19 protein-coding genes and 1 pseudogene are annotated in these 24,128 nt (G+C 67.3%); 9 read left to right on the forward strand and 11 right to left on the reverse strand.

Annotated features, from left to right (window positions below):
- The first annotated feature begins 248 nt into the window (after positions 1-248).
- The 5 genes and pseudogenes from dnaX to AC3WOS_RS12790 all read left to right on the forward strand — a co-directional run bounded on the left by dnaX (position 249) and on the right by AC3WOS_RS12790 (position 5,491).
- Positions 249-2,988: pseudogene (gene dnaX / locus AC3WOS_RS12770) on the forward strand (DNA polymerase III subunit gamma/tau).
- Positions 2,989-3,025: 37 nt separating this feature from the next.
- Positions 3,026-3,352, forward strand: a complete 327-nt coding sequence (locus AC3WOS_RS12775) for a YbaB/EbfC family nucleoid-associated protein (protein WP_492716335.1) — start codon at positions 3,026-3,028, stop codon at positions 3,350-3,352.
- A 15-nt stretch (positions 3,353-3,367) separates the two neighbouring features.
- The gene (locus AC3WOS_RS12780) at positions 3,368-3,658 is read left to right on the forward strand and encodes a YciI family protein (protein ID WP_492716336.1); all 291 of its coding nucleotides are present in this window, start codon (positions 3,368-3,370) and stop codon (positions 3,656-3,658) included.
- 4 nt (positions 3,659-3,662) lie between these two features.
- Complete coding sequence (gene recR, locus AC3WOS_RS12785) at positions 3,663-4,253, forward strand: recombination mediator RecR (protein WP_492716337.1); 591 nt, start codon at positions 3,663-3,665, stop codon at positions 4,251-4,253.
- 14 nt (positions 4,254-4,267) lie between these two features.
- Positions 4,268-5,491, forward strand: coding sequence for a CaiB/BaiF CoA transferase family protein (locus AC3WOS_RS12790; RefSeq protein ID WP_492716338.1), 1,224 nt, complete (start codon positions 4,268-4,270; stop codon positions 5,489-5,491).
- Between the two features lie 3 nt (positions 5,492-5,494).
- Here AC3WOS_RS12790 and AC3WOS_RS12795 read toward each other — a convergent pair whose 3' ends face one another.
- Genes AC3WOS_RS12795 through AC3WOS_RS12810 form a run of 4 tightly spaced genes read right to left on the reverse strand, consistent with a single transcriptional unit; the run spans position 5,495 to position 11,441 of the window.
- Positions 5,495-5,803 carry a hypothetical protein gene (locus AC3WOS_RS12795; RefSeq protein ID WP_492716339.1) on the reverse strand — a complete coding sequence of 103 codons (309 nt, stop codon included), beginning with the start codon at positions 5,801-5,803 and terminating at the stop codon, positions 5,495-5,497.
- A gap of 8 nt (positions 5,804-5,811) precedes the next feature.
- Positions 5,812-6,108, reverse strand: a complete 297-nt coding sequence (locus tag AC3WOS_RS12800; protein ID WP_492716340.1) for a hypothetical protein — start codon at positions 6,106-6,108, stop codon at positions 5,812-5,814.
- 40 nt (positions 6,109-6,148) lie between these two features.
- A complete protein-coding gene (locus AC3WOS_RS12805) occupies positions 6,149-8,260 on the reverse strand; it encodes a putative bifunctional diguanylate cyclase/phosphodiesterase (RefSeq protein WP_492716341.1) in 2,112 nt (703 codons plus the stop codon).
- 1 nt (position 8,261) lies between these two features.
- Positions 8,262-11,441 (reverse strand): hybrid sensor histidine kinase/response regulator, encoded by a 3,180-nt coding sequence (locus tag AC3WOS_RS12810; protein ID WP_492716342.1) that lies wholly within the window; start codon positions 11,439-11,441, stop codon positions 8,262-8,264.
- A gap of 329 nt (positions 11,442-11,770) precedes the next feature.
- Between AC3WOS_RS12810 and AC3WOS_RS12815 the strand changes: the two genes are divergently transcribed.
- The gene (locus AC3WOS_RS12815) at positions 11,771-12,994 is read left to right on the forward strand and encodes a glycosyltransferase (protein ID WP_492716343.1); all 1,224 of its coding nucleotides are present in this window, start codon (positions 11,771-11,773) and stop codon (positions 12,992-12,994) included.
- 136 nt (positions 12,995-13,130) lie between these two features.
- On the opposite strand, the gene AC3WOS_RS12820 is transcribed toward AC3WOS_RS12815, so the two are convergent.
- The 7 genes from AC3WOS_RS12820 to AC3WOS_RS12850 form a co-directional block, all read right to left on the reverse strand.
- Positions 13,131-14,066, reverse strand: a complete 936-nt coding sequence (locus tag AC3WOS_RS12820; RefSeq protein WP_492716344.1) for a PEP-CTERM sorting domain-containing protein — start codon at positions 14,064-14,066, stop codon at positions 13,131-13,133.
- Positions 14,067-14,301: 235 nt separating this feature from the next.
- Positions 14,302-15,243: a PEP-CTERM sorting domain-containing protein gene (locus AC3WOS_RS12825; protein WP_492716345.1), complete on the reverse strand. Its 942-nt coding sequence runs from the start codon at positions 15,241-15,243 to the stop codon at positions 14,302-14,304.
- A gap of 197 nt (positions 15,244-15,440) precedes the next feature.
- Positions 15,441-16,115 (reverse strand): acyltransferase, encoded by a 675-nt coding sequence (locus AC3WOS_RS12830; RefSeq protein ID WP_492716346.1) that lies wholly within the window; start codon positions 16,113-16,115, stop codon positions 15,441-15,443.
- 3 nt (positions 16,116-16,118) lie between these two features.
- Entirely contained in the window at positions 16,119-17,213 is a 1,095-nt protein-coding gene (locus AC3WOS_RS12835; RefSeq protein WP_492716347.1) for a nitroreductase family protein, read from the reverse strand.
- Entirely contained in the window at positions 17,210-18,079 is an 870-nt protein-coding gene (locus AC3WOS_RS12840; protein WP_492716348.1) for a ThiF family adenylyltransferase, read from the reverse strand. Before AC3WOS_RS12840 ends, AC3WOS_RS12835 begins: the two co-directional genes overlap by 4 nt.
- A 141-nt stretch (positions 18,080-18,220) precedes the next feature.
- On the reverse strand, positions 18,221-18,421 hold the full coding sequence (locus tag AC3WOS_RS12845) for a YbdD/YjiX family protein (RefSeq protein WP_492716349.1): 201 nt from the start codon (positions 18,419-18,421) through the stop codon (positions 18,221-18,223).
- Positions 18,421-20,493, reverse strand: coding sequence for a carbon starvation CstA family protein (locus tag AC3WOS_RS12850; protein WP_492716350.1), 2,073 nt, complete (start codon positions 20,491-20,493; stop codon positions 18,421-18,423). Before AC3WOS_RS12850 ends, AC3WOS_RS12845 begins: the two co-directional genes overlap by 1 nt.
- A 204-nt stretch (positions 20,494-20,697) precedes the next feature.
- Between AC3WOS_RS12850 and AC3WOS_RS12855 the strand changes: the two genes are divergently transcribed.
- The 3 genes from AC3WOS_RS12855 to AC3WOS_RS12865 all read left to right on the forward strand — a co-directional run bounded on the left by AC3WOS_RS12855 (position 20,698) and on the right by AC3WOS_RS12865 (position 24,127).
- Positions 20,698-22,056, forward strand: a complete 1,359-nt coding sequence (locus AC3WOS_RS12855; protein WP_492716351.1) for a cache domain-containing protein — start codon at positions 20,698-20,700, stop codon at positions 22,054-22,056.
- A gap of 11 nt (positions 22,057-22,067) precedes the next feature.
- Positions 22,068-22,703, forward strand: a complete 636-nt coding sequence (locus AC3WOS_RS12860; RefSeq protein WP_492716352.1) for a response regulator — start codon at positions 22,068-22,070, stop codon at positions 22,701-22,703.
- A gap of 257 nt (positions 22,704-22,960) precedes the next feature.
- Positions 22,961-24,127, forward strand: coding sequence for an EAL and HDOD domain-containing protein (locus tag AC3WOS_RS12865; protein ID WP_492716353.1), 1,167 nt, complete (start codon positions 22,961-22,963; stop codon positions 24,125-24,127).
- The last annotated feature ends 1 nt before the right edge of the window (position 24,128 follow it).

Below are 24,128 nucleotides of genomic sequence, written 5' to 3' on the forward strand. Positions count from 1 at the left end.
GTCCAGTCACCTCTTCATATGACCGTATCGCATCCGCGCCAGGCTTCCCTCTTCGGTGCGCCTGTTTTCGTCCGATTTATCGTGTTGCTGGAAGTGCAAATTGGTCCAGCGCCGGCCACTGTTAGCCAAGGCTGCGGCAGCTTGTTACAATTGCCCCTTTGGTGCGCCCGCCAACGCGGCGCATAGTCCTGGCGCGCAGGCGGCGCAGGATAGACCCGCACCCCTGCTATCTACGGTAAAATCTCAGCATGTCCTATCAAGTCCTCGCCCGTAAATACCGCCCCAAGAACTTCGAAACGCTCGTCGGCCAGGAGCACGTCGTGCGCGCGCTCACGCATGCGCTGCACAGCGGCCGGCTGCACCACGCCTATCTGTTCACCGGCACCCGCGGCGTGGGAAAGACCACGCTGTCGCGCATCCTGGCCAAATCGCTCAATTGCATCGGCCCGGACGGCAACGGCGGCATCACCGCCACCCCGTGCGGCGTGTGCGAAGCATGCACCGCGATCGACTCCGGCCGCTTCGTTGACTATATAGAGATGGATGCGGCATCCAACCGCGGCGTCGATGAAATGGCGCAGCTGCTGGAACAGGCCGTGTATGCGCCAACCAATGCCCGCTTCAAGGTCTATATGATCGACGAGGTGCACATGCTGACCAACCACGCCTTCAACTCGATGTTGAAGACGCTGGAGGAGCCGCCCGAGCACGTCAAGTTCATCCTGGCCACCACCGACCCGCAAAAGATCCCCGTGACGGTGCTGTCGCGCTGCCTGCAGTTCAACCTCAAGCAGATGCCGCCCGGTCACATCATCAGCCACCTGGACAACATCCTGGGCCAGGAAGGCATCAGCTTCGAGCAGCCGGCCTTGCGCCTGCTGGCGCAGGGCGCGCACGGTTCCATGCGCGACGCGCTGTCGCTGACGGACCAGGCCATCGCCTACGCGGCCGGCGAAGTGACGCTGGACGCCGTGCAGGGCATGCTGGGCGCGCTGGACCAGTCCTACCTGGTGCGCCTGCTTGATGCGCTGGCCAACCAGGACGGCGCCGACCTGCTGGCCGTGGCCGACGAAATGGCCACCCGCAGCCTGTCCTACAACGGCGCGCTGCAGGACCTGGGCACCTTGCTGCACCGGATCGCGCTGGCGCAGACCGTGCCCGCCGCGCTGCCGGCCGACTTGCCAGAATATGCGGACATCGTGCGCCTGGCCGCCGCCTTCGATGCGGAAGAAGTGCAACTGTATTACCAGATCGCCGTCCATGGCCGTAACGAACTGGGCCTGGCGCCGGACGAATATGCGGGCTTCTCGATGACGCTGCTGCGCATGCTGGCCTTTCGGCCCGGCGTAGGCGGCGCCGAAGGTGTGCCCGCTGCGGCGCCTGCCATGTCGCGTCCGGCTGCCGTGGGGGCCCCCCCCCCCCCCCGCGCCCGCTGCCCGCGCCGCCGCCCACGTCAATGCCAGCCACGCCAGCATGACGCCGCCCGCGGTCGTGGCCGGCGCGGCCGCCGCGATGGCGCGCAGTGAAGCGGCTGCACCAGCGCCCGTTGCCCGTGCGTCGATGACTGCACCGGCGGCGCAAGTTGCGGCGCCACAAGCGACGATTGCGCCGGCCGCGCCTGCCCCCGCGCAAGCCGCTGGTCCACAAGCGATGACGCCAGCGGCCGCGCAAGCCGCTGCGCCACAGGCGATGACGCCATCGGCGGCGCAGCCTGTTGTGTCGCAGCAGGCGGCCGCACCGGCTGCCGCCTATCAGGCAGCCGCACCGGCGCCGTCCAGTGCGCATGTCAGCCCGGCCCGCGCCGCCATCAATGCCGCGCTGGAAGCGGCGCGCGCCGCATCGAAGGTAGCGACCGGCGGCGCTCGTCCGCTGCCGCCGGCCAGTGCGCCTGCTGCCGCATCGCCAGCCGTGACGCCGCAAACGGCATCGCCAGCCGTGACGCCACAAACGGCATCGCCAGCCGTGACGCCACAAACGGCATCGCCTGCGGCATCGCAAGCCGTGGCATCGCGAGCGGCACCGTCAACCGTGGTACCGCAAGCGGCACCGCCAGCCATGGCGCCGCCTGCAGCACCACCGGCGATGCCACCGTCGGCGCAAGCATCGACAGCGGTATCGGCACCGTATTCTCCCAGCGCTCCCTCGGCCTCGGCACCGGCGATGAGGCCGCAGGCAGGCATGCCGTCGGCCACGGCCGCGCCGCGCAACCCGGCGCCATGGGAAGACATGCCGCCATCGATGGCGATGGACGACGGCCAGACGGCCGTGCTGGAAGCGCCGGTACGCCAGGCCGCCCCTCAGCAAGCGGCGCCGCAGGTCGCGCCGCCCGCACCCAGGCAAGTAGAACCTGAAGACGATTTGCCGCCCTGGGTGACGGAGTTTTCCGACGACACGGCTGTGGCCATGAATACGCCTGCCGATGCCGGCTATGGCGCCGCGCCCGCCGCGCAAGGCGGCCAGGCCAGCCACGGCCAAGGTGGCCAGGGCAGCCAGCAGGCCCCGGCGGCGCCGTCCGTCCGGCCTGCGCCCCAGCCGGCCAAGGCGCCGTATGCCTACGTGATCACCCCGGTGCCGGAACTGGACTGGGATGGCAACTGGCCGGCCGTGGCCGCCGCCTTGCCGCTGCGCGGCGTGGCCCAGCAGCTGGCCACGCAGGCCGAACTGGTCAGCTGCACCATCGACGGCAACAGCGCCGTGTTCAAGCTGAAGGTGCCGATCGAAACCTGGCGCACGCCGGGCAACGTGGAAAAGCTGACGGTGGCCCTGAGCGAGCGCTTCAACCGCCCTGTGCGCGTGGACGCGGAACTGGGCCCGGCCTGGTACACGGCCAGCGCCGAAGCGCAGGCCTTCCGCGCGGCCTGCCAGCGCGCCGCCGAGGACACCATCGCCAACGATCCATTCGTGAACAGCATGATCCGCGAGTTCGGCGCCTTCGTGGTGCCCGGCTCCATCGTGCCGCCGCCGCAAGCGGCGTCCGCTGCCAACTGAACCTGAATACCACCCTTAATTGACGGAGAATCCCATCATGATGAAGAACCAACTGGCCGGCCTGATGAAGCAGGCGCAAGCAATGCAGGACAACATGAAGAAAGCCCAGGACCAGCTGGCCCTGATCGAAGTGGAAGGCCAGTCCGGCGCCGGCCTGGTCAAGGTCGTGATGACCTGCAAGAACGACGTCAAGCGCGTTTCCATCGATCCGTCGCTGCTGGCCGACGACAAGGACATGCTGGAAGACCTGGTGGCCGCTGCCTTCAACGATGCCGTGCGCAAGGCTGAAGCGACCTCCGCCGAAAAACTGGGCGGCCTGACGGCGGGCATGAACCTGCCGGCCGGCTTCAAGATGCCTTTCTAAGCCACACCGACTGCCATGTTCATCATCACGCTCACGTATCTGAAGCCGGCCGAGCAGATCGATACGCTGCTCGGTGCTCACCGGGAATTCTTGCGTGAGCAGTATGCCAACGGCACCTTCCTCATGTCGGGCCGCATGGTGCCGCGCACCGGCGGCATCATCCTGGCCACGGCCGACAGCCGGGCCGACATCGAGGCCGTGATCGAACTCGATCCGTTCAACGAGGCCGGCATGGCCAGTTACCAGATCACGGAATTCGTCCCCACCATGACGGCCGATGCCCTGAGCGCGTTCCGCCAGGCGTAAGTCCATGTCCAAGTCGCTCGAATTTCTGACGGAAGCGTTGCGCCGCCTGCCCGGCATCGGCCCCAAGTCGGCCCAGCGCATGGCCTTCCACCTGCTGCAGCACGACCGCGAAGGGGCGGACATGCTGTCGCGCGCCCTGCACCAGGCGGTGGAGGCGGTGCACCACTGCGCCCTGTGCAACACTTTCACGGAAGAGGAAGTGTGCGACATGTGCGACGACGAGGGGCGCGACCGCCGCCTGCTGTGCGTGGTGGAAACCCCGGCCGACCAGCTGATGATAGAGCAGACCCTGACCTACAAGGGCCTGTACTTCGTGCTGATGGGCCGGCTCTCGCCGCTGGACGGCATCGGCCCCAAGGACATCCACCTGGAAAAACTGGTGGCGCGGGCCAACGACGGTGTCGTCAGCGAAGTGGTGCTGGCCACCAATTTCACCAATGAAGGCGAGGCGACGGCGCACTACATCAGCGAGATGCTGAAGGCGCGCGGCCTCAAAGTGAGCCGGCTGGCCCGCGGCGTGCCCGTCGGCGGAGAACTGGAGTACGTCGACGCGGGCACCATCGCCCGCGCGATGCTGGACCGCCGCAGTACCTGATCTCACCTGACCCTATGACGACATCCGCAAGCAACCTGGCCGGGCCGCTGGCCGGCATCAAAGTCCTGGAACTGGGCACCCTGATCGCAGGACCGTTCTGCGCCCGCATGCTGGCCGAATTCGGCGCCGAGGTGATCAAGATCGAAGCACCCGAAGGGGGCGACCCGATCCGCCAGTGGCGCGTGCTCAAGGATGGCACGTCGCTGTGGTGGTCGGTGCAGGCCCGCAACAAGAAGAGCGTCACGCTCAACATGAAGGATGAGCGGGGCCGCGCCATCGCCCGCCAGCTGGCGCTGGAAGCGGACATCATCATCGAGAACTACCGGCCCGGCGTGCTGGAAAAGTGGGACCTGGGCTACGAGCAACTGAAGGCCGTCAATCCGGCCACCATCATGGTGCGCCTGTCCGGCTTCGGCCAGACCGGGCCCATGAAGGACTTGCCCGGCTTTGGCGCCGTGGGCGAATCGATGGGCGGGCTGCGCTATGTGTCCGGCTTTCCGGACCGGCCGCCGCTGCGGGTGGGCATTTCAATCGGCGATTCCGTGGCCGCGCTGCACGGCGTGATCGGCGCCATGATGGCGCTGCGCCACCGCGACGCCACGGGCGGGCGCGAACATGGCCAGGGCCAGATGGTGGACGTGGCCCTGTACGAATCGGTGTTCAACCTGATGGAATCGCTGGTGCCCGAATACGACCACGCGGGCGTGGTGCGCGAGCGCACGGGCGGCGCGCTGCCCGGCATCGTGCCGTCCAACACCTACACCACGCGCGACGGCGACAACATCGTCATCGCCGGCAATGGCGACGCCATCTTCAAGCGGCTGATGCTGGCCATCGGCCGCATCGACCTGGCCGGCGATCCGCAACTGGCCCGCAACGACGGTCGCGTGCCGCGCACGGCCGAGATCGACCATGCCATCCAGTCCTGGTGCGACACCCAGGACATCGACACGGCGCTGGCCGTGCTGAAGGCGGCCGATGTCCCGTCGAGCAAGATCTATTCGGTGCGCGACATGATGAGCGACCCGCAGTTCCTCGCGCGCGACATGTTCGAGCAGCACCAGTTCCCGGACGGCACGCCCGTCAAGCTGCCGGCCATCTCGCCCAAGCTGTCGGCCACGCCCGGCCACACCAAGTGGATGGGGCCGGCGCTGGGCCAGCATAACGACGAAGTGCTGGCCGCGCTAGGCTACAGCGCGCAGGAGATCGCGGCCTTCAGGCAGGATAAGGTGCTTTGATGGTCAGTCGGAAATGGCGTGCAGGGCCGTGTTGCGCGCCGCCGCGTCGATAATCAAACCGTTTAGCCTGGCCAGAAATGCGCGTAGCTCACCCGGTTGCAGGTGGTGCTGCAATGTAGAAATATCATGCCGCAGCGCCTGCAAATCGGTGGGCGCCACTTCGACGTCGTCGTAATATTCCTCGAAGCGCAGGAGCTGGTCCAGGCCATATTCGGCGGCCGTCGCCATCAGTTCTTGATGTAATACCGGCGGCAACGCAATGCTGTTGGCGGGGCTCCCATCTTCGGTCAGCACGGCAAAATCGAGCGACATGGCAACTCCTACGGGCGGCCCGGAAATAACGTGATCAGCACGCCGTTGGGCTGCGTGATGACGGTGACGATGGAGGTAGCGCCGCCATGCTGCTCCGTACCAATATTTCGGCCAATATCGACGATATAGGCAAGCTTGCCGCCGGCTTGTACGATGGGCTCCCGGGCGGACGCCAGCCGTATCATTTCGAGCAAGTCCACATCAGACTTGAATTTACTCTTGGCGGCATATTTTGTGAAGCCGTTTTCTGTATGGCGTGCGATGGCATGCTGCAGCCCATTTCTGTCGACGTGAATAATGGCCATATCTCATTCCCAGCTGCCGACATAACTCTGGGCCGCATTTTCATATCGCCGGTGTGGCCAGCGCATATTGGTTGCTCAACATGAGCGTAATGGATTCGGGCGGCGAGGGGTGGCCCAGGTAGTAGCCTTGGGCCAGGTCGCAGCCGTACTGCTCCAGCAGCACCAATTGCTCGTCCGTTTCCACCCCTTCCGCCACCACGGCCATCTTCAGCCCGTGCGCCATGGCGATGATGGCGCGCGTGATGGCGGCGTTTTCCGAATCCTGCGGCAGGCCGCTGATGAAGCTCTTGTCGATCTTGAGCGCGCGCACGTCGAAGCGTTTGAGGTAGTTCATCGACGAGTAGCCGGTGCCGAAATCGTCGATCGACAGGTAGACGCCGATGCCGCGCAACTGGTCCAGCGTGATGATGGTGGCGCGCGCATCGTCCATCAGCGTGCCTTCCGTCAATTCCAGTTCCAGCAGGCGCGGCGCCAGGCCCGTTTCCTGCAGGGCCGACAGGACCACCTGGGTCAGGTTGTCGTCCTTGAACTGCTTGGCCGACAGGTTGACGGCCATGCGTATCGGCTGCGGGCCCATGTCGGCCCAGACGCGGGCCTGGGCGCAGGCCGTGCGCAGCACCCATTCGCCGATCGGCACGATGAGGCCGGTTTCCTCGGCCAGCGGGATGAACTCGGTGGGCGAGATGATGCCCCGTTCCGGATGGCGCCAGCGCACCAGCGCTTCCACCCCCACGATCTGGCCGCTGGGCACGTCGATCTGGGGCTGGTACAGCAGGTACAGCTCGTTGTTCTGCAAGGCGCGCCGCAAGCCCACCTCCAGCTTGACGTGGCTCATGATCTGCATGGTCAGCGACGAGCTGTACAGCTTGGCGTTGTTCTTGCCGCAGTTCTTGGCGTGGTACATGGCCGTGTCGGCGTACTTGAGCAGGGAGTTGCAGTCTTCCCCGTCCTCCGGGTAGAGCGAGATGCCGATGCTGGCCGTGACGAAGATTTCGTGGGCATCGATCAGGAACGGCCGGCGCATCGCTTCCTTGACCCGGTGCGCCACGTTGAGCGCGTTTTCCACCCGCTCCAGGTCGGGAATCAGGATGGTGAATTCGTCGCCGCCCAGGCGCGCCAGGTTGTTGCCATGCTGCTCGGCGCGCGACACCAGGTCGCTGGGCCGTATCGTTTCGCGCAGCCGCTCCGAGACCGCTTTCAGCAGATGGTCACCCACGTTGTGGCCCAGCGTGTCGTTGATGCGCTTGAATGAATCGAGGTCCATGAACAGCACGGCGAACTTCTTGCCGCCGTGACGCGAGCGGACCAGTTCGCGCTCCAGCGTTTCCAGGAACGCTTGGCGGTTGGGGATGCCCGTCAGGCTGTCGCAGTAGGCCAGGCGCCGGATCTGCTCTTCCGTGCGCTTGCGTTCGCTGATGTCGCGCACCAGGCCCAGCACCTCGTCGGGGCCGGTGGCCACCAGGCGCGCTTCGAAGTGGTGGATGGCGTCGTGCCGCACCAGTTCGTAGTCGACCGAGCGGATCTGCTGGTTGGCCAGCACGGCCTGGGCCTGTTCCAGCAGGCGCCGGGCGATGTCCTCCGGCAGCACTTCGCTCAGGTGGCGGCCCGCGCACTGTTCGAGGGCGAAGGCGGCGTTGGCGTCGTGGCCCTGTTCGTAGTCGAGGTAATAGCCATCCTTGTTGAGGCGGAAGAAGGTATCCGGGATGGCGGCCAGCACGGCCCGGTTGTGGGCGTCGGCGATGCGCAGGCGGGCGATGGCGTCGCTGGCGCGCAGCACGTACAGCACACGGTGGCCGAGGATGGGCCAGTTGATGGGCTTGGAGACGAAGTCCGTGGCGCCCTCCTCGTAGGCGAGGGTGACGGCCTCCAGTTCGTCGCTGCCCGTGACCATGATGATGGGGACGGTGACGTGGGTTTCCTCGGCGCGGATCGCGCGGCACACGGCGTAGCCATCCATGGCCGGCATGTCCACGTCCAGCAGCACCAGGTCGGGCGCCATGCTGCGGTAGCAGGCCAGCGCCTGGGCGCCGTCCTCCGCTTCCAGCGTGTCGAGGCCGACCTGGTCCAGCATTTCCCGCATCAGCAGACGCATGACGGGATCGTCGTCCGCGACCAGGACCAGGCCGCGTTTGGGGGAGAGGGGCGATGCCATGTCAGGTTTCCTTTTCCAGGATGGTATTGAGTGACTGGCGTACGGCCTGGAATTCCCGCTCCATGCCAGCCAGCATGTCGGCGGCGCCTTCCGTGCTGTCGTTACGGCCCAGCTGTTCCATTTCCTTGCACATCTGCGCCAACGCTTCGGCGCCCACGTTGGCGCTGCTGGACTTGAGGCTGTGGGCCGCTTTGCGCAGGGCGTTGGGATCGGCCGCGGCGACGGCCAGGCGCAGCGTTTGCAGATGCGTGGGCGTGTCTTTGACGTAGGCCTGCAGCACACGCTCGAGCAGGGCGTTGCCGTTGGCGGGACTGAGGGCGCGGATGTTTTCCAGCGCCTGGCGGTTGATGATGTCGCGCGGCGCGGCGGCAACTGGCGCTGTTGCCACCGCAGTGGCCGGCGCGGGCGCACGGGTAGGCGCATCCGTCGCCGCGGTCGCGGTCGCGGTCGCGGTCGCAGTCGCAGTCGCAGTCGCAGTCGCGCTTGCCGTTGCCGATGCGGGCGCGATGGCCGGTGTCGGCGATGGCGGGCGCGCCGGTGCTGTCGTTGCCGCCGTCGTTGCAACCGTCGCTGTCGCCGCCGGCGCCGTCCCTGCCGTCGCGGCGGCCCGGGCCGGCGCCGACCCTGCCAGCGGCTGTTGCAGGGCGGCGCGCGGCAGCTTGAGCCAGCGCGCGATGGTCTGTCCCAGGGCCAGCTGGGTGAATGGCTTGCTCAGGTAGTCGTCCATGCCGGCCGCCAGGCACGATTCGCGGTCGCCCTGCAGCGCGTTGGCCGTGATGGCGATGATGGGCAGGCTGCGCGCCCGACCCTGCTGCTGCTCGTGACGGCGGATTTCCGAGGTGGCGGCAAAGCCATCCATGACGGGCATCTGGCAGTCCATCAGGACCAGGTCGAAATGTTCCGTTTGCACCGATTGCAGTGCCTCGGCGCCATTGCTGGCACGGCACACTTCCAGCCCCAGTCCTTCCAGCATGGCGCTGGCCACTTCCACGTTGACGGGATTGTCTTCCGCCAGCAGCACTTTGCGCCGCTTGCGCGGGCGCGGCGTCGCGGACGGCGTAGCGGACACGCCGCCGTCGAGCGCGGCGCCGTCAAGCGCGGCGCCGGCGGGCCGGGCGGCGGGCAGGGCGGGGCGCAGCCCGCCCGGTATCGCCGGGATTGCCGCTTCGCCATGCGCCGCGGCGCTGCGCAGCGCCTCGCTGCGCGTGGGCGGCGGCGGCGGGCGGGCGCCGTCGGCGCCGCGCGCCGGGGCGGTGATGCAATCGTACAGGTCGCACACGCGGGCCGGCTTGATCAGTTGGAAGGCCACGCCCGCTTCGCGCCGTTGCACGGCGTCGGCCGCTTCCCGTTCCGTGCTCAGCAGCAGCAGCTTGACGCCGGCCAGCGCCGCGTCGGCCCGGATGGCGGCCGCCAGCGCCAGGCCGCTGGTGCGCGGCAATTCCATGTCGAGCAGGGCGACGTCGTAGGGCTGGCCGCGGGTGGCCGCCTCCTGCAGCAGTTCCAGGGCGGCGCCGGCGCCGGTGCTGTCGCAGGCCATGTGCCAGCTCGCCAGCAGGCGTTCCAGTCCGGCGCGGCTGGCGGGATTTTCATCGACGATCAAAGCTTTGAGCCCTTGGGTAAGTTTGCGATTGAAGGAATGATCGTCGGCATCGACGCGGCGCTTGTCAAAATTTACGGCAAACCAAAAGATGGAACCTTGCGTTAGCGCATTGTCGACGCCTATCTTCCCGCCCATTAATTCCACCAGCTGCTTGGAGATGGCCAGCCCCAGCCCCGTGCCGCCATGCTTGCGGGTGGTGGAACCGTCGGCCTGCGAGAACGAATCGAAGATGCGGGCCCGCGCTTCGCTCGACACGCCGATGCCCGTATCGTGCACTTCGAAACGCAAGCCCACGGCTTGCGCGTCCTCGTCCGTGACGGCCACCTTGACCGTGATCTTGCCCGTCTCCGTGAACTTGACGGCATTGCCCAGCAAGTTGACGATGACCTGGCGCAGCCGGTTGGGGTCGCCGCAGATGGCGATCGGGATATTGTTGGCGATCATCATTTCCAGCCGTATGCCCTTGGCCTGGGCTTGCGGCGCGAATACGTTGTCGATGTCGTCCAGCAGTTCGCGGAAATTGAAGTGGATATATTCCACCGTCAGCTTGCCGGCCTCGATCTTGGAGAAGTCCAGGATGTCGTTGATGATGACCAGCAAGTGCTCGCCCGAGCGCTGCACCATGCTCGTGTAGTGGCGTTGCTGCTCCGTCAGCGGGGTGGCCAGCAGCAAATCCGTCATGCCCAGCACGCCGTTCATCGGGGTGCGGATTTCGTGGCTCATGGTGGCAAGGAAGGCGCTCTTGGCCTGGCTGGCCGCCTCGGCCGCGTTCTTCGCCTTCTCCAGCTGCTCCGTGCGCACGCCCACCTGGCGCTCCAGCTGGTCGCGGTACTGGGCCAGCTTGGCGTCGCGTCCCTCGACCTGGGCCAGCATGTTGTTGAAGCTGTCGATCAGCACGCCCAGCTCGTCGTGGCGTTGGTGCTGCAGGCGGTGGGCGTAGGTCTGGCTGCTGGTGACGCGCTGGGCGGCGGCGATCAGGCTGGCCACCGGCTCGGCGATGCTGGCCCGGAAGCGGGTCGCCATCATCAGCGCCACCAGCAACGAGACGAGCGCGGCCACGCCGGCCGCCCCCACGTATTTGACGATGTCCAGCCACATGCCGGTCTGGACCGCCTCTATCATCACGGCGCCCACCAGTTGTCCGCCGCGCAGCACGGGACGGTACAGCCGTATGCCGGGCGCCCACAGGCTGCCGCTGGCCTCGGTGCGCCCGTGTTCGCCGAGGGCGGCCAGGCCGGTGCTGCCCAGTTCCGGCGGCGGGGCCGGCTGGGCGGCGCCGTCGTAGCTGGCCAGCAAGGCGCCATCGCCGTCGTACAGGGCCGCTTGCACGATGTCGTCCTTGACGGCCAAGGCCGCCAGCGTCTGGCCGGCGCGCCGGCGGTCGGACGCCAGCAGCGCCTCCGTGCCGCTGGCGCCGATCACGGCCGCCAGCGACGACAGCTGGCGCTGCGCGCTGTCGCGGTGACTGAGCACGGTGGTGGCCACGAACACGGCGAACACGAGCAACAGCGCGCTGCCGGTCGACAGCACGGCGATCATGGTCAGTTTCTGGCTCAGGCTGGAGCGTTCGAAATTGAACATGGCGCGGTTATCCGGTCGCCCGGTACGGGATCACGCTGTGGCGTTCTCTATGCATGTCGGTTGGCTCAGGCGCCGTATTGGCGGCGCGTCGTTGGTGGCAGGACGGTGGAGGTGGTGCTACGAGGAAAAATATAAGCCCGCGCTAACCAAGGGCTTTGATCTGTATCTAATCAGCTGACGTCGGCCGGTGCCTTGCGGCATGCCATCCGCTGCCTTGCGAGGTGCTCGTTGCCGGGCCGCTGGCGTCATGGTCGCGTCATGGCTCACTTTTGCGCTGCCTCAAACGGCACGGGCCGGGGCGCTGCAAGCTGCTAGTGGAGGCGGACAGCATGAAGCGCAAGAAAATCCTGTTTGTGGCCGAGGCCGTAACATTGGCCCACGTGGGGCGGCCGCTGGCGCTGGCCGGCATGCTCGACGCACGCCAGTACGATGTGCACTTCGCCTGCGCGCCCGGCCATGAAGCCATGCTGGCTGGCGGCGCGCTGAAGTATTGGCCCATCAGCAGCATTGCCGGCGCCCAGTTCCTGGCCGCGCTGGCGGCGGGCAAGCCCGTGTATGACGAGGCGACGCTGCGCCGTTATGTGGCAGACGACATGCGCCTGCTGACCGAGGCGCAGCCCGACCTGGTGGTGGGCGACTTTCGCCTGTCGTTGTCCGTCAGCGCCCGGCTGGCCCGCCTGCCGTATGTGACGATCAGCAATGCCTACTGGAGCCCCCATGTGCGGCAGCACTACAGCGTGCCCGCCATCCCCCTGTCCCGCCATCTGCCGCTGGCGCTGGCCGACGGCCTGTTCCGTCTGGTGCGCCCGCTGGCGTTCGCCTTGCACACGGTGCCGCTGAACCGGGTACGGCGCCATTACGGCCTGCCGTCGCTGGGCTGGGACTTGCGGCGCGTCTATACGGATGCGGACTGGACCGCCTACGCCGACATTCCCGAACTGTTCGCGCCGCAGGCCATGCCGGCCAGCCACCGCTATCTGGGACCGGTGACCTGGTCGCCGCCGGTCGCGTTGCCGCCATGGTGGGACATGCTGCCGCCCGAGTTGCCGGTGGTGTATGTGACGCTGGGCAGCTCCGGTCAGGGTGGCCTGCTGTCCAAGGTGCTGGACGGATTGGCCGGCTTGCCCGTGACCGTGATTGCGGCCACGGCCGGCAAGCCCATGCCCGCTTCGGTGCCGGCCAATGCACGGGTGGCCTCGCATCTGCCGGGCGACGAGGCGGCCCGGCGCGCCTGCCTGGTGGTGTGCAACGGCGGCAGTCCCACCAGCCAGCAGGCGCTGACGGCCGCCGTGCCCGTGCTGGGCATTGCCGGCAACCTGGACCAGTTTCTCAACATGCATGGCGTCGTGGCCGCCGGCGCCGGCGCCCTGCTGCGGGCGGACCGGCTGAGCGCGGGTGCCGTGTGCCGCTGCGCCGAAGCCCTGTTGAACCAGCCCCATGTCTACAGTGCGGCGCTGCGGATCGCCCAGCAATTCCGGCACTATCCGGCCGGCGAGCGTTTCGGCGCGCTGCTGGCCGGCGCGCTGGCTGCCCCGGCCGCGCCGCTGCCGTAGGGGCCGCGGCTTGGGCGGCAGCGTGGACCGCGGCTTGTACCTAAGCCTGGGCCGTGGATTGGGCCTAAGCTTGGGCCGTCGCTTGGGCCTCGGGCCACGGCGTGGACAGGGGCCGGAGCCGCCGTTCGACCGGCGGCTAGGCTGCCGGACGGCGGCGGGTGCCCAGGGCCAGGCCCGCGAAGCCCAGTCCCATCAGGGCCAGCGTGGCCGGTTCCGGCACGGCCGAGAAGCTGACCGAGCCATCGACCTTCAATTCCGGTACCGTGGTGGGCGCCGTGCCGTCCCACATCACGTCCGGCGTGAAGAACGACGGGACGTTGGTGGTGCCCGTTTCCTTGTTGCTGACGATGGAGCCGGTCACCACGTCGAGGAACAGCGGATTGACGTAGTCGATCATGAAGCGCGAATCGAAGGAGCCGGTACCGATCGGCCCGGCGGCCGTGAAGCTGGCGTCGTTGAAGATCAGGTGGGCCGACAGGATCAGGGTGCCGTCGCCATCCGTGTCGCCGGCGCCCGTACAGCCGGCCGACGTGACGCCGGTGCCGTAGCAGCGCACGGTGCCGCTGCCGTTGCCCGGCACGGCCTTGCTGTTGGGGCCGGCCACGGGCGTCAGGTTGTCGAAGTAGACGGCGAAGTTCTGCACGCCGGCGTGCAGCGGGTCCACATCCATCGCGGCCGACTGGGCGGCGGGCATGGTGAAGTGGGCCGTAGTGGCCGTCTGGGCGTCGACCAGCTCCTGGAAGCGCACCACGGTGCTCAGCTCAAAGCCCGCGTTGAGCCCGGGCGGGGTGACGATGGCGGGGATGTTGCTGTTGCTCATGGTGCCGACCACGTTCTGGGTGCGCAGTTCCGTCACGTACGGGGCGGCGCCGCCGGGGCCGACCGTCAGGCCGGGAATGAAGCCGGTGGCCACGGCCGTGTCGGTCACATTGGTCCACAGGTCGGCATAGGTGTTGTAGACGCCGTTACCCAGCGTGGACAGGCCGATGGTGGCGCCGGCGTGGGCCACCGTGGGGGCGGCCATCGTGGCGGCGATGGCGATGGCGCCCAGCGTGAGGTTGAAGTGTTTCATGGCTACTCCCAAGTAAAGTAAAGCACGGTCACATACGGGTTGGTGCTGCATGGACCCCGGCGAGGGATCGTAGCCAGAACATTGCAAATTCCATGCTAGGTTTTATTTTCATAGGAAAAACAAGGACTTGGCTTGAGCTTGGTAGAACGGGAGCGGAATAATGCCCGGCAGTGTAAAAAAATCCGGCAGGGGCTGCCGGATGCAAGGGGAAACGTGTCGCCACTGCGGCAGCTGCTCAGGCGGCCCGCCTGCGGCGCTGGCCGAGCGCCAGGCCGGCGAAGCCCAGACCCATCAGCGTCAGCGTCGCCGGTTCGGGGACAGCCGCAAAGCTTTGCGATGAATCCACCTTCAGGAATGGCACGCCGCCCGGGTCTGGCGCCGTACCGTCCCACATGGTGTCCGGGGTGAAGAAGGACGGCACGTTGGTGGTGCCGGTGAACTTGTCGAGGAAGATGCTGTTGGTGGTGATGTCCAGGAACAGCGGGTTGACATAATCGATCATGAAGCGGGAGTCGAACGAACCCGTGCCCACCGGCCCGCTGGCCGTGAAGCTGGCGTCGTGGAACACCAGGTGTCCGGACAGGATCAGGGTGCCGTCGCCGTCGGGATCGCCGCCGCTGGCGCCGCAGCCCACCGACGTGACGCCGGCGCCATAGCAGGCCACCGTGCCGGCGCCATTGCCCGGTATGGCCTTGCTGGTGCCCAGCTGGTCGAAGAAGATGGCCACGTTCTGGACGCCCGCATGGCCCGGGTCCACATCCATGGCGGCCGACTGGCTGCCGGGCAGGGTGAAGTGGGCGGTGGTGGGGGTCTGGGCGTCCACCAGCTCCTGGAAGCGCACGATCTTGCTGATCTCGAACGTGCTGTTCAGCCCGGCCGGGGTGACCAGGGCCGGGATGTTGCTGTTGGTCATGGTGCCGATCACCATCTGGGTCCGCAGTTCCGTCAGGTAGGGCAGGGAGCCGCCCGGGCCCACCGTCAGGCCGGGGATGAAGCCGCTGGCCAGGCCGGTGTCGGTGACGTTGGTCCACAGGTCGGCATAGGTGGTGTAGATGCCGTTGCCGGCAGTGGACAGGCCGATCAGCGGATCGGCTACGGCGGCGGCCGGTGCCGCCAGGGCGGCGGCCAGCGCCGCTGCCGCGAGCGCGCCCGGCAGCGCGGTTGGATGGATGTTCATGTATGCCTCCAGGGAAAGTTGGGCCAATTGTTTTGTCGCAAAACCCGTATCCGGATTTTGTGTAATGTTCTGAGCAAAATCCCTGCCATCGGAATTTTTGTCCATCCAAACAAGGACTTGGGACGTTAGTCTGGATGGGGCCGCCTACCCTGGCGGCGGCCACTGTAAAGAAAACCGGCAGCCGTCCACCAGCGGGCCTATGCCGCGCCGGCCGGCCCCTTCAGGCGCCGGGCCGGTATCCCGCCCCACACTTCGCCCGCTTCGATGCGGGTATCCTTGGTCACCACGGCGCCGGCCGAGACGATGGCGCCGTCCCCGATCCACGCCCCGGCCATGACGACGGCGGTGGCGCCGATGGTGGCGCCGTCGCCGATGGTGACGCTCTTCAATTCCATGCGGCTGCCTTCGATGACGTGGGCGAAGATCACGGCGTCATGGCCGATGATGGTGTTGGCGCCGATGCGCGTCAGGGGCGGGTCGAGCAGCACGCCGGCGCTGTAGGTGTTGGCGCCCAGGCGGGCGCCCAGCGCCAGGTACACCAGCCGCAGCAGCGGCACCGGCAGGAAGTGGGTGCGGATCAGGGAGTTGAACAGCATCAGGTAGAACAGGATGTTGACGTTGGCGGCGAATTCGTCGCGCGAGCCGGGCGCTACCGGCCCTTCGCGCAGCGGCACGGCCAGCAGGAACAGACGGTAGGCGAGGAAGGCCCACAGGTAGGTCAGCACCACGCCGGCCAGCACCAGCAGCACGCCGCGAAAGTCGCCCAGCGGCAAGCGCCCCAGCAGCAGCGCCGTGCTGCCCACGCCCAGCAGCAGGATCAGGCCCAGCAGTGACAGGAAGCAGGCGATCTCCCCTGGTTTGATGGCGCGCATGGCTTACTCCTGTTGCGGCGCGGACGGCACGATCAGCGCCCCTAGCGGCAGGCGCAGCGAGCGGGCCGTGGGTGCGGCGCCGGCGCCAATGCGGCCCATGAACACGGCGTGCTCGAAGTCGTGCCGGCCGATCAGCTGCTGCGCCTGCTGTGCCAGTTCGCGCGCCCGCGCGTGCATGCCGGGCGCGCGCGAGAAGGGACGGCTGTCGCGTACGTAGCGGGCAAAGATCAAGGGCGTCAGTTCGGGCTGCAGCTGCAGGCCGTAGCGGGCGGCCGTCAGCCAGAAGCGCTGCATGGCGCGTCCGGCCGCCACGTAGTCGTCCGTCGACTGCGGCCGCTGGTCGGCCACCAGCACGAAGTGGGCGGCGCAGGCCAGGGCCGGGACCAGGTCCATTTGCAGTCGCGGCGCCACCGTGCCGGCCAGCCAGGTGTTGAAAAATTCCACCCGCTGCCAGCTTTGCATGACCCAGTGCATGAGGCGCGCCGTCAGCGGATCGACACCGAGCGCCTGGTCGGGGATGCGGTCGTGGCTGAAGCGGGCGTGCCATTCAATCACGCTGCGGTGCACCTGGTGCGCTTCCGGCATGGTCAGGCGCAGTCCGGCGTTGCGGTACAGCAGCCTGGCCATGGCCCAGCGCTGGCGCCAGCCGGCCAGCCACACGGCGTGATAGCCGGGCGGCAAGGCGGTCTGCAGCGCATGGCGTTCCTCCTTGCTCAGTGGACGCGTGCTGAGCGGGCGGCGTTGCACGCTGCGGCGCTCGATGGCCGTGGCCAGCGGGTCGGGCTCGCTGCCTGGCGCGCTGGTGAAGGCGACGTCGAAGGTGGGCCGGTGCTCCGGCGCCTCGGGCCGGCGCCGCGCCTGCATGGCCAGGCGGAAGATGCTGGCGGCGCAGGCCATGGTTTCCAGCAGGGCGCCCAGCGACATCTGGCTGGGATGGCCGTCGAGGTCGTAGACGCAGTGCGCGCGCGTGTCGAAGCCGTGTACGACGAGGTGGCGGGCGTCGACGATCTCGAAGCGCCACGGCTGGGTGTTGTCGCCGCTGGGCGCCCAGCGGGCCAGGTCGAGGATATGTGCCAGCGTGGGGTCGAGCGCCGTCATGGCTGGCCTCCCGGCTGGCTGCGCCGCACCAGCGCCATGGCCAGGCGTTGCAGCGGATGGCGGTTGCCGCCCGGACGCCAGGTGCGCACCAGGCGGTTGCGGTAGGCGTCGAACTGGAAACCGTGGGGCGCGGCCAGCACGGGGCCGCGCCCCAGCAGGATCTTGAGGGCCTCGGTGGCGGCCACGCCCGCGCACAGCTGGCAACCCATGATGGTGGACGGCCCGCGCCGCCGGGCCAGGTCGATGCTGGACGGATCGACCAGGTAGCCGCTGTGCAGCCCGGCCGGCGCCAGCCCGACGAGAAAGCGCAGCGCCTTTTCCGCCTCGCTGCGCCGGCCCCAGCCAAAATAATCCTCGAACGTCATGCGGCCCGGCAGGAAGGTGAGCACGGCCGTGCCCATGCCCAGCGGTGCGGCCGTGATGGCCGGCACCCGCAGCCGGGCGCAGGCGGCAAAGGTGGCCTGGCGGGCCGCGAAGGCGAAGAAGTCCAGGCCGTCGACGTACAGGTCCACCCCGTCCAGGAAGGCGGCCAGGTTATCCTCGTGCACGCCGGTGGGAAAGCTCGTCAGCGTCAGCCTGGGATTGATGTCGCGCGCCATGGCGGCCAGCACCTCGACCTTGGGCTGGCCCAGGGTGGACATGGCGGCGCCGGCCTGGCGGTTGACATTGGCCAGGTCGAACTGGTCGAAGTCGGCGATGTGGAAGGCGCCTATGCCCAGCCGCGCCAGCGTCAGCAGGTGTACCCCGCCCACGCCGCCCATGCCGGCGATGGCGATGCGCTTGTTGCGCAGCACGGCCTGTTCGGCCGGTGTGACCCAGCCTATGTTGCGGGAAAAAGCTTCCTGGTAAGAAAAAGTGTCGGTCATGGCGCCCCTCGTCACGCGCCGAGGCTGGTTGCCCGGCTGAACTCAGTTAGACCGGAGGACGCATAAAAAAGTTCCGCACGGCCGGTCAGGGCGGTGCGGAACAAGAGGAGTAACTGACGGGGGAGCAATGCGGACGGGAAGTCAGCAGCAGCCGCCCCGCTTGCCGGCCCCGCCGTAGCGGGCTTCCTGGCGTTCGCGGAAGAATTCCTCGTAGCTCATCATCGGTTCGCCCGGGTGGGTCGCTTCCCGGTGCGACACGTAGGTATCGTATTCGGGCAGGCCCATCATCAGGCGCATGCTCTGGCCCAGGTAGCGGCCGGCCTTGACGAGGTCGTCCAACATCACTGCACCGTCGGCATCAGCACCAGCGGGCTTTCCTGGGTGCTGGGATGGGCGCTGGCGCGGGCCGCCAGCACGGTGCGGATGCCGAACACCAGCACCGCCAGCACCACCACCATGAAGAAGCCGGCCAGGGAAGCGTCGAGGTAGTCGTTGAAAATCACCTGTTGCATCTGGGCCACGGACTTGGCCGGCGCCAGCAGCTTGCCGTCGTCCAGCGCGCCCTGGTACTTGGCGGCGTGGGCCAGGAAGCCGACGCGCACGTTGGCGTCAAAGATCTTCTGCCAGCCGGCCGTCAGCGTGCACAGCAGCAGCCAGGCCGTGGGCACCATGGTGACCCACGCATACTTGCCGCGCTTCATCTTGAACAGCACGCAAGTGCCGAGGATCAGGGCGATGGCCGCCAGCATCTGGTTGGCGATGCCGAACAGCGGCCACAGCGTGTTGATGCCGCCCAGCGGATCGACCACGCCCTGGTACAGGAAGTAGCCCCAGGCCGCCACGCACAGGCCCGTGGCCAGCAGGTTGGCGTACACATTTTCCGTCTTCTTCAGGGCCGGCGCGAAGCTGCCCAATAAATCCTGCAGCATGAAGCGGCCGGCGCGGGTGCCGGCATCGACGGCCGTCAGGATGAACAGGGCTTCGAACAGGATGGCGAAGTGGTACCAGAAGGCCATCATGGTCTTGCCGCCCAGCACACCCGACAGGATGTTGGCCATGCCCACGGCCAGCGTGGGGGCGCCGCCGGCGCGCGAGATGATGGACACTTCACCCACGTCCTTGGCGGTCTGGGTCAGCATTTCCGGCGTGACGTAGAAGCCCCATTGCGACACGGCATGGGCAGCCGTCTCGGCCGAGGTGCCGATCAGGGCGGCCGGGCTGTTCATGGCGAAGTACACGCCCGGCTCGATGGTGGAGGCGGCCACCAGGGCCATGATGGCGACGAACGATTCCATCAGCATGGCGCCGTAGCCGATGAAGCGGGCATGGCGCTCGTTCTCGATCATCTTGGGCGTGGTGCCGGAAGCGATCAGGGCGTGGAAGCCGGACACGGCGCCGCAGGCGATGGTGATGAACAGGAAGGGGAACAGGCTGCCCGACCAGACCGGGCCGCTGCCGTCGATGAACTTGGTCATGGCCGGCATCTTCAGGTAGGGCGCCACCAGCACGATGCCCAGCGCCAGGCCGACGATGGTGCCGATCTTGAGGAAGGTGGACAGGTAGTCGCGCGGCGCCAGCAGCAGCCATACGGGCAGCACGGAGGCGATGAAGCCGTAACCGATCAGCATCCACGTCAGTTCCGTGCCGGTGAAGGTGAACATGGGCGCCAGTGCCGGATTGGCCTGCACGTACTGGCCGCCGAAGATGGCGCCCATCAGCAGGATGAAGCCGATGACGGAAATCTCGCCGATGCGGCCCACGCGCAGATAGCGCGAATACACGCCCATGAACAGGGCGATGGGGATGGTGGCCATGACGGTGAAGCTGCCCCACGGCGAATTGGTGAGCGCCTTGACCACGATCAGGGCCAGCACGGCCAGGATGATGACCATGATCATGAAGGTGCCCAGCAGCGCGATCATGCCGGGCACCTGGCCCAGCTCGGACTTGATCAGGTCGCCTAGCGAGCGGCCGTCGCGGCGCATGGAGATGAACAGCACGATGAAGTCCTGCACGGCGCCGGCGAAGACCACGCCGGCCAGTATCCACAGCATGCCGGGCAGGTAGCCCATTTGCGCGGCCAGCACGGGACCGACCAGCGGGCCGGCGCCGGCGATGGCGGCGAAGTGGTGGCCGAACAGCACGTACTTGTTGGTGGGCACGTGGTCGAGGCCGTCGTTATGCTGGTTGGCCGGGGTCATGCGGCGCCCGTCCAGGCCCAGCACCTTGTCGGCGATGAACAGGCTGTAGAAACGGTAGGCGATCAGGTAGACGCAGACGGCGGCGATCACGATCCAGATGGCGCTGATCGATTCGCCCCGCTTGAGGCCGATCACGCCCAGTGCGGACGCGCCGGCCAGCGACAGGGCCAGCCAGCCCAGCCGGCTCAGCAGTCGGTTTGGTGTGTGTTGCATACTTCCCTCCAGAGAGTGTAGAACGCTGCGTTGTGCACCTGCCCGGGGTTCCGTTATGGCATGCCCGCAGCTTATGGATAGTATTCAGGAATGCAATATCTGGAACAAGCGCAGCACTACGCAGCTTGGCTACGTGGAACTACGTAGGCCGGCGGACCCGGCCCGGCGTAGAATGCCCCTCCAGACCCCTGTAGCGGACGCGACATGAAACTGCGGCAAAAAGTCATCTTCCTGGCCATTACGCCGCTGATCCTGGCGCTGTTTGCCATTGCGCTGGCTGTGCGCCACCAGGCCATCACGCTGGCCCAGCAGCAACGCGCCACCATCCAGCAAGCCTATCTGGCCAGCAAGGAAGCGGAACTGAAGCACTACGTGGCGCTGGCCCAGCACTCGATTGCCCACCTGCACCAGCGCGGGCGCAAGGACGCGGCCGCGCTGGACGAAGCCAAGCGCATCCTGTCCTCGCTCAGCTACGGCGACGATGGCTATTTCTTCCTGTACGACATGGAAGGGCGGGCCCTGATGCACCCGCGCCAGCCGGAACTGGTGGGCCAGAACCTGTGGGAGCTGCGCGACGAGCAGGGCAACCCCACCATCCAGCGCCTGCTGCAGCGGGCCAGGGCCGGGGGCGGGCTGGTGCGCTACTCGTGGGTCAAGCCGTCCAGCCACAAGGCCGCGCCCAAGCTGGGCTATGTGGTGGCGCTGCCCGACTGGGGCTGGATGCTGGGCACCGGCATCTACCTGGACGACGTGGACCAGGCGCTGGCCAAGATCGACGCCCAGCAGTCGGCCAACATCCGCAGCACCATGCTGTGGATCGCCGCCATCGCCATCGCCGCCGCGCTGGTGGTGGGCGGCTCCGGGCTGGCGCTCAACATCAGCGAACTGCGGGTGGCCGACGCCAAGCTCAAGGTGCTGGCCCAGCGCGTGGTGGAATCGCAGGAAGAGGAGCGGGCCCGGCTGTCGCGCGATTTGCATGATGGCATCAGCCAGTGGCTGGTGTCGATCAAGCTGCAGATCGAGGCCGGCATCATCCGCCTGGGCGGCGACGCGGCCCAGCGTGAGGCGGCCCAGGCCGTGTTTGAACACACGGCCGAGCAGCTCAACAACGTGCTGGGCGAAGTGCGCCGCATCTCGCACAACCTGCGGCCGGCCATCCTGGACGACCTGGGCCTGGCCGCCGCGCTCGACCACCTGGCCCATGAAGTGACGCTCAGCAGCGCCATCCCCATCCACTTCGTGGCCGAAGGCGCCACGGACGGCTTGCCCGACGTGGCCAACACGGTGCTGTTCCGCGTGGCCCAGGAAGCGCTGACCAATATCGGCCGCCACGCGGGCGCGCACCGCATCGACATCGCCCTGGCCGGCGACGAGCGCGGGGTCACGCTCACCATCCGCGACGACGGCGGCGGCTTCGACGCGGACGGTATCGCGCTCCATCCCAAGCGCGGAATCGGATTGCGCAATATGATGGAGCGCATGGAAGCGATCGGCGGCCAGTTCGCCGTCACGTCCTCGCCGGCCGGCACCGTGGTGACGGCCCGTGCCTTCAATCAAAGTTGAGTACCCAAGCAATGAACGATGTGATCAAAATCCTGCTGGTCGACGACCACCCGCTGGTGCGCGACGGGCTGCGCGCCCGTCTGGAAGCCATGCCCCAGTTCCAGGTGGTGGCCGAGGCGGGCGGGGCGGCCGAGGCGCTGGAACAGGCCGGCCTGCACCGTCCCGACCTGGTGCTGATGGACATCAACATGCGCGGCAGCAACGGCATCGAAGCGACGGCCCAGTTCCGGCAAGCCTATCCGGCCATCGCCGTGCTGATCCTGTCCATGCACGACAAGCTCGAATACGTGAGCCAGGCCATGCAGGCCGGCGCCCGCGGCTACGTGCTCAAGGATGCGCCGGGCAAGGACATCGTGCTGGCCATCGAAACGGTGATGTCGGGCGGCATCTACTACAGCGCCGGGCTGGCGCGCCAGCTGGCCAAGCCCCAGGTGCAGGACAACCAGCTGACCTCGCGCGAGCACGAAGTGCTGCGCCACATCGCCAACGGCGAATCGAACAAGCAGATCGCCCGCGCCCTCGATCTGAGCGTGCGCACGGTGGAAACCCACCGCCTCAACATCAAGCGCAAGCTGGGCATCGAAGGGCAGGCCGAGCTGATCCGCTTTGCCGTCCAGCATGCCCAGTTCGGGCGGGGCGGACAGTGAGGCGAACTGGTCTGTGGTGAAAAAGTTGAAGGCCGCTTCTAATACCATTGAGAGATATTCAACTGTGTCCGGTTCCATTGAGAATATCTGCTATATTCGCCTTCCCCCCTAGGGGAAATTGTAAATTGCAAAAAATAGAACGTTGTGCGCGCGTCAATTGGTCTTAAAGTGGTTTTGTTTGCTATATTGCCCAGCAATTGATTGCTCTCGAACAATACTTGAACTAAGATAACGCGCACGACCCAACCGAGATTCCGATGTCCGTGCCTGAAATCAGTCCGTTTCCGCTAGTGCGCCTGCAAGCCGTGTCCAACGCCCACAACGAGTGGGTGGCATTGGCCTTTGAATGGGCGCCCGGCACGGACAACGTGCTGCAGGCCGCCCTGACCCTGCTCAATTATCCGGACGCGCTGGGCGCGCTGGCGCCGCTCGACTGCATCCTGCCGCTGCCCGACCCGCGGCAGCTGGAAGCGAACCACCTGGCCTCGCTGCCGCCGCACCGCGTGATCCTGCGGGTGCCGGCCGTGGCCTGCCTGGACGAAGCGATGCAGAAGAAATGCGGCGCCCTGGCCGAAGCCGGTTACCGCATCATGGTCGACGGCGTGGCCGGCCCGGCCGCCACCAAGGCCGGCGCGCGGGCCCTGCTGTTCAACTGTGCGGCCGACCTGCCGCCGGCCCTGGCCCTGATCGCCCAGCCCGGTCCCCACCTGGCCAGCCACGTCGACAGCGGGCAGCGCCAGGAAGCCTGCCGGGCCGCCGGCTTCAGCTGGTTCATGGGCGACTTCGCCAGCCACCCGGAGCGCGACGGCGCCGGCGGCGACGGCACCTCGCGCAAGCGCCTGCTGGCGCTGCTGGGCATGCTGGCGCGCGACGCCGACTCGCGCGAACTGGAAATCCTGCTCAAGCAAGACCCGGCCCTGTCTTACCACCTGCTCAAGCTGGTCAACTCGGCCGCCTTCGCCCTCAGCAGCCCGATCCACAGCTTCGGCCAGGCCATCAACGTGCTGGGCCGGCGCCAGCTGCAGCGCTGGCTGCAACTGTTGCTGTACGCGCGCCAGCAGGACGAAGGGGGCGTCAACCCGCTGCTGCCGCTGGCGGCCGTGCGCGCCTCGCAGATGGAAACGCTGAGCAAGGCACGCGGCGGCGACCGCGACCAGCAGGACATGGCCTTCGTGGCCGGCGTGTTCTCGCTGCTGGACGTGCTGCTCGACATGCCGATGGCCGACATCGTCAGCGCCCTGCACCTGGACCTGGACGTGGTGCGGGCCCTGCTCGAGCGCAGCGGTCCCCTGGGCGAACTGCTGACGCTGGTCGAACAGGCCGACCCGGCCGCGCTGGACGCGGCCGGCATCGATCACGAAACGTACTGGCAAGGCCAGCTCCATGCCTATCACTGGGCGATCCAGGTGAGCAGGAACCTATAGC

It is taken from the genome of Rugamonas sp. FW305-51 (assembly GCF_058786935.1).